This is a genomic window from Streptomyces sp. NPDC026575, assembly GCF_055567415.1.
In genome coordinates, this window is sequence record NZ_JBVHQM010000003.1 from 268,738 (window position 1) to 284,780 (window position 16,043).

Here is a 16,043-nt window from a genome sequence, read left to right on the forward strand (position 1 = left end):
GTGAGCAGAAACCTCCTTCGTGTGCCGGCCTGGCACGACGAACCGGTGCGAGGGCGCACCGCGACCCCCGCGACCCGTCGGCTGGTCGTGCTGTGCGACGCCCCCGACGCGGATGTCACCGCCCTGCGCCGGCAGCTGCCCGGTGTGTCCGTCGCCCGCGTGGAAAGCCGCGCCGACGGACCGGCCGCCGCCTACGAGCACGCGGCGACCCTGCTGCTCGGCGAGCTCCAGCGGCTGCTGAACCAGCCCGCCGGCGGCCCCCGCTCGGTGCAGGTCGTGTGCCGCGAGGGCACTGTGTACGGCTACGCCGGTCTCCTCGGCATGCTGCGCACCGCCGCCCAGGAGGACCCGTCGCTGCACGGCCAGCTGATCGAGTTCACGCGGTGGCCGTCGGGCGGGGAACTCGCCGACGTACTGCGGGCGGAGTCCGGACAGGAGGCGGACCACGTACGCCACACCGACGGCCGCCGCCAGGTCCGCGTGTGGACCCCGGCCCCGGACGCGGCGGCCCGCCCGCCGTGGAAGACCGACGGCGTCTACCTGATCAGCGGGGGAGCGGGCGGCGTCGGCCGGCTGGTCGCCGCCGACATCGCCACCCGCGCCCCCGGCGCCCGGGTGGTGCTGTGCGGACGCTCGCCGGAGGGCGCCGAGCCGGGTCGCCCGGTACCGGGCACCGAGTACCGCCGGGTGGACGTCACCGACGCCGCCGCCGTGGCGGACCTGGTCAACTCCCTTGTGGGCACGTACGGCAGGCTCGACGGGGTCGTGCACGCGGCCGGCCTGATCAGCGACGACTATGTGATCCGCAAGTCGCACCAGGACGCCCAGCGGGTCCTGGCGCCGAAGGTGGCCGGACTGGTGAACCTCGACGAGGCCACCCGGGGTCTGCCGCTGGACTTCCTCGCGGCGTTCTCCTCCGGCGCCGGGACGCGCGGCAACCCCGGGCAGGCCGACTACGCCGCCGCCAACGGGTTCCTCGACGCCTACCTCGCCCACCGCGCCGACCTGGCCGCCGCCGGCGAGCGGCACGGCACGAGCGTCTCGATCGGCTGGCCGCTGTGGCAGGACGGCGGGATGAGCGTCCCGGCCGCGGAACTGCCCGCGCTCACCGCCCGCTTCGGACGCCCCCTGGCAACGGACACGGCGCTGCGGGCCCTGCACGGCGCACTGGCGCTCGGCACACCACACCTACTGGTCATGGACGAGGAGAGCGCAGTGGACGCGGAAGCCCCGCAGGCGGCGGAGACGACGCAGACGCAGACGCAGACGCCGACAGAGCCGGCGTCGCTGCGGGCACGCGTACTGCCGCTGCTGAAGGAGCTGATCGCCCGGACGGTGCGGCTGGACGCCGCCCGGCTCGACGCGGCCGCGCCGCTCGACGGCTTCGGCATCGACTCGCTGGCCGTGACCCGGCTCAACCGCGACTTCGCGCGGTGGTTCGGCGCCCTGCCCAAGACGGTGCTCTACCAGTACCCGACGCTGAACGACCTGGCCGGCCACCTCGCGGAGCGGCACGCGGACGGCTGCCGCCGCTGGCTCGACGACGCGGCGGGGGCGGCCACCGCACCGGAGGCGGCGGCCGCGACCGACGCACCGGGCACGGCGCGGGCCGACGAGGCCGCCGCACCGGTGCGCCCCCGAGCAGCCCGCGCGGCGCGGACGCCGCGTCCGGTCGGCGCGGACGAGCCGATCGCCATCATCGGCCTCAGCGGCCGCTACCCGGGTGCGGCGACCCCGGAGGCGTTCTGGGAGAACCTGCGCGCGGGCCGCGAGAGCGTCCGCGAGATCCCCGCCGAGCGCTGGTCGCTGGACGGCTTCTTCGAACCGGACCCGCAGCGGGCCGTGGAGCGGGGCGCCAGCTACAGCAAGTGGGGCGCCTTCCTCGACGACTTCGCGCGGTTCGACGCCGCGTTCTTCGGGATCGCGCCGCGCGACGCCGCCGACATGGACCCGCAGGAACGGCTGTTCGTCGAGAGCGCCTGGTCGGTGCTGGAGGACGCCGGATACACCCGGCGCCGCCTCGCCGAGCGGCACGGCTCGTCGGTCGGCGTCTTCGCCGGGATCACCAAGACCGGCTTCGACCGCCACCGCCCGCCGGCCACCGACGGGCTGCCGCCCGCGCCCCGCACGTCCTTCGGCTCGCTGGCCAACCGGGTGTCGTACCTGCTGGACCTGCGCGGCCCGAGCATGCCGATCGACACCATGTGCTCGTCGTCGCTGACCGCGATCCACGAGGCGTGCGAGCATCTGCGGCACGGCGCGTGCGAGCTGGCCATCGCCGGCGGCGTCAACCTCTACCTGCACCCCTCCTCGTACGTCGAGCTGAGCCGCTCCCGGATGCTCGCCACCGACGGGCACTGCCGCAGCTTCGGCGCGGGCGGCGACGGGTTCCTGCCCGGCGAGGGTGTCGGCGCGGTGCTGCTCAAGCCGCTGGCCGCGGCCGAGGCCGACGGCGACCCCGTCCACGCGGTGATCGTCGGCTCCGCCATCAACCACGGCGGGCGCACCAACGGCTACACCGTGCCCAACCCGCGCGCACAGGCCGCGCTGATCCGCGACGCCCTCGACCGCGCCGGGGTGTCCGCCGCCGACATCGGCTACGTCGAGGCGCACGGCACCGGCACCCGGCTCGGCGACCCCGTCGAGATCGACGGTCTGACCCAGGCATTCGCGCCCGACACCGGCGAGCGCGGCGCCTGCGCCCTCGGCTCGGTCAAGTCGAACATCGGCCACCTGGAGGCCGCCGCGGGCATCGCGGGCCTGACCAAGGCCGTACTGCAGCTGCGGCACGGCGAGTTCGCGCCCACCCTGCACGTCGAGCGGACCAACCCCGACATCGACTTCGCGGCCACCCCGTTCGCCCTGCAGACCGGCGTGGCCCCCTGGCCGCGGCCCGCGGACGGCGGCCCGCGGATGGCCGGGATCTCCTCGTTCGGCGCGGGCGGCGCCAACGCCCATGTCATCGTCGCCGAGTACCGGGGCACGACGCCCGTACCCGCCGCATCCGCCCCGTCCGCGCGGCCGGTGCTGCTGCCGCTGTCCGCCCGGACCACCGAGGACCTGCGCGCACGGGCCGGACAGCTCGCCGGACTGCTGCGCTCCGGGGCCCCCGTGGACCTGCCCGCCGTCGCGGCCACCCTCCAGACCGGCCGCGAGGAGATGGACGAGCGGGTGTGCTTCGTCGCGAGCACCCCGCAGGAGTGGCTCGACCAGCTGGCCGCCTTCCTCGCCGCCCCCGACTCCGCCCCCGACGCCGACGCCGAGGGCCCCTGGTCCCGCGGCCGCGTCCGGGCCACCCGCGAGACCCTGGCCGCCCTGGCGGAGAAGGACGAACTGCGCGAGCTCGTCGCCCGCTGGATCGGTCGCGGCGACTGGCGGGACCTGGCCGCCTTCTGGGCCAAGGGCATGCCGCTCGACTGGGCCCGCCTGCACACCGGCGCCGAGCCGCCCGCGCGGGTCCATCTGCCCGCCTACCCCTTCGCCGGACGGCGGTTCTGGTACGGCCCGGTCGGCGGCGGGCAGCCGGAGACGACGCCGGCCACGGCCCCGTCCGGCACGGCGGCGGCCGGGACCGCCGACATCGAGCGCGTCCTGCTCGACGCGCTGGCCGAAGCCCTGCAGATGCCGGTCGCCGAGATCGAGCGCCGCCGCCCCTTCGCCGACTACGGCCTGGACTCCATCCTCGGCGTGAACCTGGTCCACACGCTCAACACGGCCCTGGGCACCGCGCTGGAGACGACCGACCTGTTCGACCACGGAACCGTCGAGCGCCTGCACGCGTTCCTCGTCGCCACCCGCGGTGACGCGCCGCGCCCAGCGGCCTCCCCGGCCGCCGCGACGCCGGACGACGACGCCGTCGCCGTCGTCGGGATGGCCGCCCGCTACGCCGACGCCGAGGACCCGCGCGCCCTGTGGGACCACCTGATGGCCGGCCGCGACCTCGTCGAACCGGTGACCCGCTGGCCGCTCGGCGCGGACGTGGCCTGCCGCGCCGGGGGCTTCGTCCGCGGCATCGACCAGTTCGACCCGGTGTTCTTCGCCGTCTCCGGCGTCGAGGCCGCCGCCATGGACCCCCAGCAGCGGATCTTCCTCGAACAGTGCTGGAACGCCCTGGAGGACGCCGGCTACACCGGTGAACGCCTGACCCACCGCAACTGCGGTGTCTACGTGGGCTGTTACGCCGGGGACTACCACGACCACCTGGCCGCCCGCCCGCCCGCGCAGGCCCTGTGGGGCACCATGGGCTCGGTCGTCGCCTCCCGGATCGCCTACCACCTCGATCTCAAGGGCCCCGCCCTCACCACCGACACCTCCTGCTCCAGCTCCCTGGTCTCGCTGCACCTCGCCTGCCGCGACCTGCTCTCCGGCGACGCCGATATGGCCCTCGCGGGCGGGGTGTTCATCCAGACCACGCCGCGGCTGTACGAGTCGGCGACGCGCGCGGGCATGCTCTCGCCCAGCGGCCGCTGCCACAGCTTCGACGCCCGCGCCGACGGCTTCGTCCCCGGCGAGGGCGCGGGCGCGGTCGTCCTCAAGCGGCTCGCCGACGCCCGCCGCGACGGCGACCACATCTACGGCATCGTCCGCGGCACCGGCATCAACCAGGACGGCACCACCAACGGCATCACCGCCCCCAGCGCCGCCTCGCAGGAACAGCTGCTGCGCGAGGTGCACACCGCATGCGGGATCGAGCCCGGCGGCATCCAGCTCGTCGAGGCCCACGGCACGGGCACCCAGCTCGGCGACCCGATCGAATTCCGCGCGCTGACCCGCGCGTTCGAGGGCGCCCCGGCCGGCAGCGCCGTGCTGGGATCGATCAAGACCAACATCGGGCACACGCAGTTCGCGGCCGGCATCGCGGGCGTCATCAAGGCGCTGCTGGCCCTGCGGCACCGGCAGATCCCGCCGTCGCTGCACTTCCAGGAGGCCAACCGGGCCGTCGTGCTCGACGGCAGCCCGTTCACCGTCACCACCACCGCGCAGCCCTGGGCCGAGCCCGCCCGCGGCCCGCGCCGGGCGGCCGTCAGCTCCTTCGGAGCCAGCGGCACCAACGCGCACGTCGTACTGGAGGAGCACCCGGTCCCCCAGGCCACCGGCGCGGGCGGGGAGCACGCCTTCCTGCTGTCGGCCCGCACCCCGGCCGCCCTGCGAGCCGTCGCCGAACGGCTGCTCGCCCACCTCGACCGCGAACCCGGCCTGCCCGCCGACGCCGTCGCCTACAGCCTCGCCGCGGGACGCGGCCACTTCGCGCACCGACTGGCCGTCGTCGCCACCGGCCTGCCCGACCTGGCGGCCCGCCTGCGCCGCTGGCTGTCCGGGACCGCCGGCGACACGGTGCTGCAGGGGGAGACCGCCGCGGACCCCCGCCCCGTCGGCGGTGTCCGCGCCCTGGCCCCGGCCGCGCTGGCCGCGGCCTACGTCCGGGGCGAGGCCGACCGGTTCGCCGACAGCTTCGCGCCCGCCTCGCGCCGCCAAGTACCGCTGCCGACCTACCCGTTCGAGCGGCAGCGCTACTGGGCTGATACCGATACCGATACCGGCACCGGCGCCACCGGCACCCGGGACGGCCGGGCGCCCGAGGGCACCGACGGGGCCGCCTACCGCCTGCGGCTCGACGGCGAGGAGTTCTTCCTGGCCGACCACCACGTGGGCGGCCGGGCCGTACTGCCCGGCGTGCTCGCGCTGGAGGTCGCCCGCCGCGCCGTGACCGGCGGCTCCTTCGCACCGGTCGGCCTGCGCGACGTGGTGTGGCCCGAGCCGTTCCCCGTCGGGGACGGCGGCGCCGAACTGCGCGTCGATCTGGACGGCGACGCCTTCCGGGTCCTGCGCGAGGACTCGGCCGTGCACGCCCAGGGCCGCACCGCCGCGCCCGGCTCCCCGCAGCCGGCGCACCTGGACGCCCTGCGGGCCCGCTGCGGCCGCCGCACCCTGTCGCACGGCCAGGTACGGGCGGCACTGGACGCCGTCGGCATCCGCCATGGAGCGCGCCTGCGCGCCATCGACACCCTGGCCGTCGGCGACGGCGAGGTGCTGGCCCGGCTCGTACTGCCCGAAGGCGCCCGCGACGGCACCCTCGCGCTGCACCCCGCGCTGCTGGACAGCGCCGTCCAGGCCGTCGTCGGCCTCTACGGCGACGCCACCGGCACGCTCGACGAACAACCCGGCGCGCCCGCGCTGCCGTTCGCCCTGGACGCCGCCGACCTCCTCGCCCCCACCACCGAGCGCATGTGGGCCCATCTGCGCCACACCGAGGGCTACGCCCCCGCCGCCGATCAGGACGTGACGAAGGTCGACATCGACGTGTACGACGACGACGGACGGCTCTGCGTGAGCCTGCGCGGTTACGCGTTCCGCCGGATGACCGCCCCGACCGGCGAGGCCCCGCGCGCGACGCTGCTGGCGCCGGTGTGGGACGCGCTGCCCGCCGCCCCCGCTGCACTGTGGCCCGCGCCGCACACCCGCGTCGTGCTGCTCGGCGGCACCGCCGAGGAACAGGACGGACTGCGCCGCCGCTACCCCGACGCCACCGTCCTGGACGCCCGCGCCGACGAGCCGGCCGACCGGCTGGCCGCGCGGCTGCCCGCCGGCGCCGAGCATGTCTTCTGGCTCGCTCCGGCCGGCGCCACCGGCGATCCGGCCGGGGCGCGGTACGACGCCCCCCTCGCCGTCTTCCGCCTGGTCAAGGCGCTCCTGGCCGATGGCGCCGACGCCCGTGAACTGGGCCTGACCCTGGTCACCCGACAGGCGCGCCGACTGCCGGGCGACACCGGCTGCGACCCCGCCCACGCCGGTGTGCACGGCCTCGCCGGGACCCTGGCCAAGGAGTACCCGCACTGGCACCTCCGCGTCGCCGACGTCGCAGCGGACGCCCCGGTGCCGTGGCCGGCACTGCTGGAACTGCCCGCCGACCCCCGCGGCGAGACCCTGGCCCACCGGCACGGCGAGTGGTACCGCCCGCGCCTGCTGGAGACGTACGAGCCCGGCGCCGCGGCCGCCCCGCTCGCACCCGGCAGTGTGCTCGTGGCCGTCGGCGGCGCCGGCGGCATCGGCACCGTGTGGACCGAGCACATGATGCGTCGGCACGGCGCCCGGGTCGTCTGGATCGGCCGCCGCCCCCTGGACGCCGATATCGCCGCCCGGCAGGAGGCACTGGCGGCGCACGGCCCCGCACCGGACTACATCCAGGCCGACGCCACCGACCCCGACGCGCTGCGCCGCGCCCGCGACGAGATCGTGCGGCGGCACGGACCCGTGCGCGGCGTCCTGCACACCGCGATCGTCCTCGGCGACCAGACCCTGGCCCGGATGGACGAGGAGCGGTTTTGCACGACCTACGCCGCCAAGGCCGACATCGCGGTGAACCTCGCCGACGCCTTCGCCGGCCAGCCGCTGGCGTTCCTCGCGTACTTCTCCTCCATGCAGGCATTCTTCAAGGCTCCCGGCCAGGCCAACTACGCGGCGGGCTGCACCTTCGCCGACGCCTACGCCGAGCACCTGGCCACCCGGCTCGACTGCCCGGTCAAGGTCATGAACTGGGGCTACTGGGCCGGCGTCGGCGTCGTCACCGCCGACGGCTACCGCCGACGCATGGCGGCGCTCGGCCTGGGCTCGATCGAACCGGACGAGGGCATGGCCGCCTTCGACGCCCTGCTGGCCTCCCCGTACCCGCAGTTGGCACTGCTCAAGGCCACCGACACCCGCAGCATCGACGGACTCCACGACGCCGACGCCCTCACCCACCCGGCCGCCACCACCCCGTCCCTGATCGGCGCGCTGAGTGCGGACCGCCCCGACCGCAGCGCCGAGATCGCGCGGCTGCGCGAACAGGCGGGCGGCCACGCCGGCGCCATGCAGGACGCCCTCGTCGACATCAGCTGGGCGCTGCTGGCATCCCTGGGACTGTTCCGCGACGGCCGCGCGGCCACCGCCGCCGAGTGGCGCGCCGTCGGCGGCATCGAGGACCGCTACCAGCGCTGGACCGAGCACACCCTCGCCGTACTCGCCGACGCGGGCCGCCTGCGCCGCGCGGGCGAGGACGGCTACGCCGCCCTCGACACCCGCAGGGGATCCCTCGACGACGCCTGGGCCGACTGGGACCGGGCGCGGCAGACCTGGCTGGCCGACGACGCCAAACGCCCCCAGGCCGTCCTCGTCGACACCACGCTGCGCGCGCTGACCGGCATCCTCACCGGCCGCCGCCGGGCCACCGACGTGATGTTCCCCCACGCCTCGCTCGAACTGGTCGAGGGCGTCTACAAGAACAACCCGGTCGCCGACTACTTCAACGACGTGCTCGCCGACACCCTCGTCGACTACCTCGAACGCCGGCTGGCCGACGACCCGTCCGCCCGCCTGCGCATCCTGGAGATCGGCGCCGGCACCGGCGGCACCAGCGCCACCGTGTTCCGCAGGCTGCGGCCGTGGGCCGGGCACATCGACACCTACACCTACACCGACATCTCCAAGGCGTTCCTGCTGCACGCCCGGCGGGAGTACGGCGAGATCGCCCCGTACCTGGACCCCCGGCTCTTCAACGCCGAGCAGCCGCTGGCGGGCCAGGAGGTGACCCCCGGCGACTACGACGTGGTGATCGCCACCAACGTGCTGCACGCGACCCGCAACATCCGCACGACGCTGCGCAACGCCAAGGCCGCCGCGCGCCCGCACGCCCTGCTGCTGCTCAACGAGCTGAGCGACAACATCCTCTTCAGCCACCTCACGTTCGGCCTGCTGGACGGCTGGTGGCTCTACGACGACCCGGCGCCGCGGATCGCCGGCTCCCCGGGACTCGCGCCGGAGAGCTGGCGGCGGGTGCTCGGCGAGGTCGGCTTCCGGGCGGCGTTCGTCGCCGCCGAGGGCGCCGACGACCTCGGCCAGCAGGTGATCGTCGCCGAGAGCGACGGGGCGATCCGCCAGCCGCGGCCGGACGGGGAGTCCGCCTTCCGCGGCACCCTGCCGTCGGCGCGGCCCCGGCCCGCCGAGCCGCAACCGCCCGCCCCGGCGCCGACTTCGGCCGCCGACACCGACGCCGCCACCGGAGCGCGTGACGACGAGCGGCTCGCGGACCTGGCTCGCGACCACTTCCGCGCCCTGATCGCGGACACCCTGCAACTGCCGGTCGCCGACATCCGGGCCGATGTCTCCTTCGACCGCTACGGCATCGACTCCATCCTGGTCGTCCAGCTGACCGAGGCGGTCCGCAAGGGGCTCGACAACGTCGGCAGCACCCTGTTCTTCGAGGTGCGGACGGTCGACGGCCTCGTACGGCACTTCCTGCGCACCCAGCCCGACGCGCTCGCGACGCTGGTCGGACTGGCGGGCGAGGGCTCCGCGCCCGCACCCACCGAGCCCTCCGCCACCGCACCCGAGCCGGACGGCGCCCCGGAGCACACCGCCCAGGACCCGGCCCCCCGCTCCGCCGCCCGCCCGGCGGCCGAGCCGGCCGAGCCGCTCCGCGACGGGCGGCAGATGCCCATCGCCATCGTCGGCATGGCGGGCCGCTACCCCGGCGCACCCGACCTGGACGCCTACTGGGAGAACCTGCTCGCCGGCCGGGACAGCGTCACCGAGATCCCCGCCGGCCGCTGGGACCACAGCCGCTACTACGACGCCCGCCGCGGTGTGCCCGGCAGGACGTACAGCAAGTGGGGCGGCTTCCTCGACGGGATCGACGAGTTCGACCCGCTGTTCTTCGGGATCTCGCCGAAGGCGGCGTCCATGATGGACCCGCAGGAGCGGCTGTTCCTGCAGTGCGCCCACACCACCCTGGAGGACGCCGGCTACACCCGCGACGCCCTGCGCGCCGCGGCCGGCGCCCGGGTGGGCCAGGACGCCGGCGACATCGGGGTGTTCGTCGGCGCGATGTACTCCGAGTACCAGCTCTACGGCGCCGAGTACAGCGTGCGCGGCGAGCCGGTCGTCGTCCCGGGGAGCCTGGCGTCCATCGCCAACCGCGTCTCGTACTTCCTCGACGCCAGCGGCCCCAGCGCCACCGTCGACACCATGTGCGCCTCGGCGCTGTCCGCGATCCACCTCGCCTGCGCCGCCCTCCAGCGCGGGGAGTGCGGTGCCGCCCTGGCCGGCGGGGTCAACCTGTCGGTGCACCCGGGCAAGTACCTGATGATCGGCGAGGGCCAGTTCGCCTCCAGCGACGGCCGCTGCCGCAGCTTCGGCGAGGGCGGCGACGGCTATGTGCCCGGTGAGGGCGTCGGCGCGGTGCTGCTGCGCCCGCTCGCCGACGCCGTCGCCGACGGCGACCGCATCCTCGGCGTGATCCGCGGCACCGCCGTCAACCACGGCGGCCACACCCACGGATTCACCGTGCCGAACCCGCTCGCGCAGGCGGCGGTCATCCGCAGCGCCTGGCGCCGGGCCGGCGTGGACCCCCGGGACATCGGCTGCATCGAGGCGCACGGCACCGGCACCTCGCTGGGCGACCCGATCGAGATCGCCGGGCTGAACGCGGCCTTCGCCGAGTTCACCGACGCCCGCAACTTCTGCGCCATCGGCTCGGCGAAGTCCAACATCGGCCACCTGGAGTCCGCGGCGGGCATCGCGGGCCTGGCCAAGCTGCTGCTGCAGATGCGGCACGGCATGCTCCTACCGTCCCTGCACGCCGAACGCGTCAACCCCGAGATCGACTTCGCCGACAGCCCCTTCGTCCTGCAGCGCGAAGCCGCGCTCTGGCCGCGGACCGGCACCCGCCCGCGCCTCGGCGGCCTCTCCTCGTTCGGCGCGGGCGGCTCCAACGCCCATGTCGTGATCGAGGAGTACGTGGCGGAGCCCGCCGGGACGGACCGCGCGCCCGACGCGCCCGCGCACCGCGGCGAACCCGTCGTCGTGGTGCTGTCGGCCTTCGACGAGGAGCGGCTGCGCGAGTCGGCCGGCCGGCTGCGCGACACGCTGCGCACGGAGCGGTGGAGCGACGCGGACCTGCCCGACATCGCCTACACGCTCCAGGTCGGCCGCGAGGCGATGTCCGCGCGGTTCGCCGTGGTCGCCGACGCGCTGCCCGCCCTGGTCGACGCGCTGGACGCCTGCGCGCTCGGCGGCGGGCTGCCCGCGGGCGCGTACCTCGGATCGGGCGGCGAACGGGCCGGTGCGACCCGGGACTTCCTGACCGACGAGGACTTCCAGGAGACGGTCGTGCGCTGGGCGCGGCGCGGCAAGCTGGCGCCGCTGGCCGAGGCATGGACCAGCGGCCTGACCGTCGACTGGGCCCGCCTCCACACCGAGGGAGCCGGGCCGCGCAGGGTCGCCCTGCCGGGCTACCCGTTCGCCCGGGAGCGCTACTGGTACACCGACGGACTGCCGGAACTCGCGGAGGCCCCGGCCGCGTTCGGGGACACCGCGCGGCAGCCGGCCGCACCGCAGTCGGCCGCACCGCGCCCCGCCGTGGCGGCCGCGACGGCGCCCGCTGTGCCGGTGACGACCACCACCGCCGTATCCGCCCCGCCCGCCCAGCCGGCCAACTCCTACGAGCTGCCCGCGGGCGACCTCACCCTGCACCCCGTCTGGGAGCCCGCCCGGCTGCTGCGCGGCGGCCCCTACCCGTCCGCGGCCTCCCGGGTCGTGGCGATCGGCCTCGAACCGGACGTCCTCGCGGAGCTGACCGCCCGCCGCCCGGAGACCGTGGTGCTGGACACCACCGGCGCCTCGTCCGCCGAGGAGGTGCGCGACGAACTCGCCCGCCTGGGCGACGACTTCGACCACCTCGTCCTGCAGTTCCCGACCGCGGCCGCCGACGGCGGCGCCGAGGCGCAGATCAGCGCCCAACGCGCGGCGATCCGGCGCATGTTCCGCGTGCTGAAGGCACTCGCCCTCACCCGCGACGAGCAGCGGCTCGGACTCACCCTCGTGACCCGCGACGCGTTCGACACGGGCGGCTCCCGGGCCGCCGACCCGGTGCAGGCGAGCCTGCACGGCCTGCTCGGCGGCCTGGCCAAGGAGCAGCCGCACTGGCGCATCCGCGCGGTCGACCTGGCCGACGGCGAACCGTTCGTCGTCGACGAGGTCTTCGCCCTGCCCGCCGACCGCCGCGCCCATCCGCTCGCCCGCCGCGGCGGCCAGTGGCTGCGCCGCCAGCTCCTGCCGGTGGACGCCACCGAACCGCCCGCCGAACCCGTACTGCGCCGCAACGGCGTCTATGTGCTGATCGGCGGCGCGGGCGACCTCGGCGTCCTGCTCAGCGAGTACCTCGTACGGCAGCACGACGCACATGTCGTATGGGTCGGCCGGCGCGCCGAGGACGAGGACATCCGGGCCAAGGCGGCCCGGGTCGCGGCGGGCGGGCGGAGCCCGGTCTACCTCTCGGCCGACGCCGCCGACCCCGACGCGCTGGCCCGCATGCGGGACGAGGTCGTCCGCCGCCACGGCCGGATCGACGGTGTGGTGCATCTGGCGATGGTCTTCAGCCACACCCCGCTCGCCCGGTTGACCGAGCCCGAGCTGGAGGCCACCCTCGCGGCCAAGGTCGACCCCTGCGTGCACTTCACCGATGTCTTCGCCGGCCGCGGCCTGGACTTCATCCTGCTGATCTCCTCGCTGGTGAGCTTCATCCGCAACTCCCACCAGGCGCACTACTCGGCGGCCTGCGCCTACGAGGACGCCCGCGCCGAGGCCCTGCGCGCGGCGCTGGACTGCCGGGTCAAGGTCGTCAACTGGGGCTACTGGGACAACGTCCCCGACGAGCTGCTGCGCGATGTGACCTCCATGGGGCTGGCCCCGATCGACCCCGCCACGGCGATGGGCGCGCTGGAGCGCCTCCTGGCCGGCCCGCTGCACCAGATCGGCTTCATGCGCCTGGGCCGCCCGCTGCCCGTCGAGGGGGTGCTCACCACGGAGACGCTGACCCCGCAGCCGCACGGTGCGGCGGCCAGGGGCGGCGCCGCGGCCCTCGCCCTGCCCACCGACCTGGCCGCCTACCACGCGGGCCCGGTCCCGGGCGAGATCGACGCGTACCTGCTCCGCCGGCTCGCCGCCGAGCTGCGCCGGGCGGGCCTTGCCGACCCGCGCCACGGCCTGGCCGAGTGGAAGGAGCGGCAGGGCGTCGACGCGCGGTTCGACGGGTGGCTCTCGGCCACCCTGCGCGCGCTCGCCGAGCACGGCATGCTCGACGAGCGGGGCCGCTGGAGCGCCGGCTGCCCGACCGCCCGGGACGCCGACGCCTGCCGCGCCGACTGGGCCGCGCAGACGCCCCGTTGGGCCGCCGCCAACCCCGATCTGCGGGCACCGCTGAACCTGCTGGACCAGACCCTGCCCGCACTCGCCGACATCCTGTGCGGCCGGGTGCGCGCCACCGACGTGCTGTTCCCCCAGGGAGGGTTCTCCCTCGTCGAAGGCGTCTACCGGGACAACCGCGTGGCCGGGCACTTCAACGCCGTCCTCGCCGCACACGTGGCGGCCTTCCTGCGCGCGCGCCGGGACGCCGACCCGGGCGCCCGGCTGCGGGTGCTGGAGATCGGCGCGGGCACCGGCGGCACCACCGGCCCGGTGCTCGACCGCCTCGCCCGCGAAGGACTCGACCTGGCCGAGTACTGCTTCACCGACCTGTCCCAGGCATTCCTGCAGAGCGCCCAGGACACCTTCGGGCCGGGCCGCGACCACCTCACCTACCGCGTCTTCGACGCCGCCAGGCCCCCGCACCTCCAGGGGCTCGACACCGGCGCCTTCGACGTCGTCATCGCGGCCAACGTGCTGCACGCCACCGACACCATCCGCCCGGCCCTGCGGCACGCCAAGGCGCTGCTGCGCGGCAACGGTCTGCTGGCCCTCAACGAGATCAGCGGCTTCTACCTCGTCAACCACCTCACCTTCGGCCTGCTGGACGGCTGGTGGCTCTACGACGACGCCGAACTGCGGGTGCCCGGCAGTCCCGCGCTGTCGCCGGGGGCCTGGCAACTCGTACTGGAGCAGGAGGGCTTCACCGGTATCGGCCATCCGGCGCGGGACGCCCTGGCGCTCGGACAGCAGATCGTCGTGGCCCACAGCGACGGCCTTGCCCGCAGCCCGCGGCTGCTCTCCCAAGCGCCCGAGGCGAGCGGCGCCGCGGCCCGGCCGCCGGCGGAGCCCGCGGTCCCGGCCCCCGCCGCGGCCCGGACCGTCAAGGACGTGGTCCTGGCCGAGCTGGCCGACGCGCTGCGGATGCCCGCCGACCGGATCGGCCCGGACCAGGCGTTCGCCGACTTCGGCCTCGACTCCATCGTCGGCGCCCGGTTCGTCCAGCGCCTCAACGAGGGGCTGGGGATCGACCTGCTGACCACGGTCATCTTCGACTACCGGAGCGTCGCACAGCTCGCCGCCCACATCGCCGAGAACCACCGGCCGCAACTGCCGGCTCCCACCGCGCCGGCTCCCACCGCGTCGGCCCCCACCGCGTCGGCCCCCGCCGTCCCGGCACCGGTGCCCGCACCGGACACCACCGGAGCACCGCACCGCCCCGAAGGGCACGAGCCCATCGCCATCGTCGGGATCAGCGGCCGCTTCGCGGAGTCGGACGACCCCGACGCCCTCTGGCAGCACCTCGCCGCGGGCCGCGACCTCGTCGGCCCGGTCGAACGGTGGGACCTGTCCGGCTACAGCCAGGACGAACTGCCCTGCCGCGCCGGCAGCTTCCTCGACGGCATCGACCGCTTCGACGCCCGCTTCTTCAACCTGACCGGCCTCGAAGCCACCTACACCGACCCCCAGCAGCGGCTGTTCCTGGAACAGGCGTGGGCGGCCATCGAGGACGCCGGCTACGCGGGCTCCGCGCTGGACGGCCGCCGGTGCGGCGTCTACGCCGGCTGCACCGGCGGCGACTACCCCCAGTGGTTCGAGGACGCCCCGCCCGCCCAGGCGGCCTGGGGCAACGCGCCCTCGGTCGTCCCGGCGCGCATCGCCTACCACCTCAACCTCCAGGGCCCCGCCGTCGCGGTCGACACCGCCTGCTCCAGTTCGCTGGTCGCCGTGCACCTCGCCTGCCAGGGCCTGTGGACCGGCGAGACCGACATGGCCCTCGCGGGCGGCGTCAGTGTCCAGACCACCCCGGACACCTACCTGGCGGCCGGCCGCGGCGGGATGCTCTCGCCCACCGGCAAGTGCCACACCTTCGACGCCGCGGCCGACGGATTCGTCCCCGGCGAGGGCGTGGGCGTCGTGGTGCTGCGCCGGCTGTCCGACGCGCTGGCCGACGGCGACCACATCCACGCCGTGATCCGCGGCTCCGCCGTCAACCAGGACGGGGCCACCAACGGCATCACCGCCCCCAGCGCCCTGTCGCAGGAGCGCCTGATCCGCCAGGTGCACACCGAATTCGGCATCGACCCGGCCGAGATCGGCATGGTCGAGGCGCACGGCACCGGCACCCAGCTCGGCGACCCCATCGAATGCCAGGCCCTGGTCGGCGCGTTCGGCCCGGCCGGCGGCCCGGACACCTGCGCCCTCGGCTCGATCAAGACCAACCTCGGCCACACCACCTCCGCCGCGGGCGTGGCGAGCCTGCTCAAGGTCGTGCTCTCGCTGCGCCACGGCCAGATCCCGCCGTCCCTCCACTACCACGACCCCAACCCCGCGATCCGACTCACCGAAAGCCCCTTCCACGTGAACACCACGCTGCGGCCGTGGCAGCCCAACGGCCAGGGAAAGCGCGTCGCGGCCCTGAGCGCGTTCGGCTTCAGCGGCACCAACGGCCATCTGGTCGTGGAGAACGCCCCGGACCGTGACGAGCGCGAACAGGCCGCGGGCGAGCTGCTGTTCGTCCTGTCCGGCCAGCAGCCCGAGGCGCTGCACCGCCGCGCCGAGGACCTCCTGGCGCACCTGCGCCGCACCCCCGACACCCCCCTGGGCGACATCGCCTACACGCTGGCGGTCGGCCGGGACCACTTCGCCCACCGCGCGGCCTTCGTGGCCGCCGACCGCGAGGCGCTCGTACATCGGCTGACGGCCTGGCTGGCCGACGGGCGCGGCGACACCGCCGACGGGCGCGGCGACACCGCGCCGGAGCGTGCCCGGGCCCGGTACCTCGGCGGCGAAGCGGTCGACTTCGCCCCGCTGTTCGCCGGCCT

At 75.5% G+C, this 16,043-nt stretch carries 1 protein-coding gene (running past one end of the window); it reads left to right on the forward strand.

Annotated features, from left to right (window positions below):
- Positions 1–16,043, forward strand: partial view of an SDR family NAD(P)-dependent oxidoreductase gene (locus ACZ4NB_RS05555; RefSeq protein ID WP_467658485.1) — the 5' portion only. The gene runs 8,212 nt beyond the window's last position; the window shows 16,043 of its 24,255 coding nt (coding positions 1–16,043); its start codon is at positions 1–3; its stop codon lies off the right edge, out of view.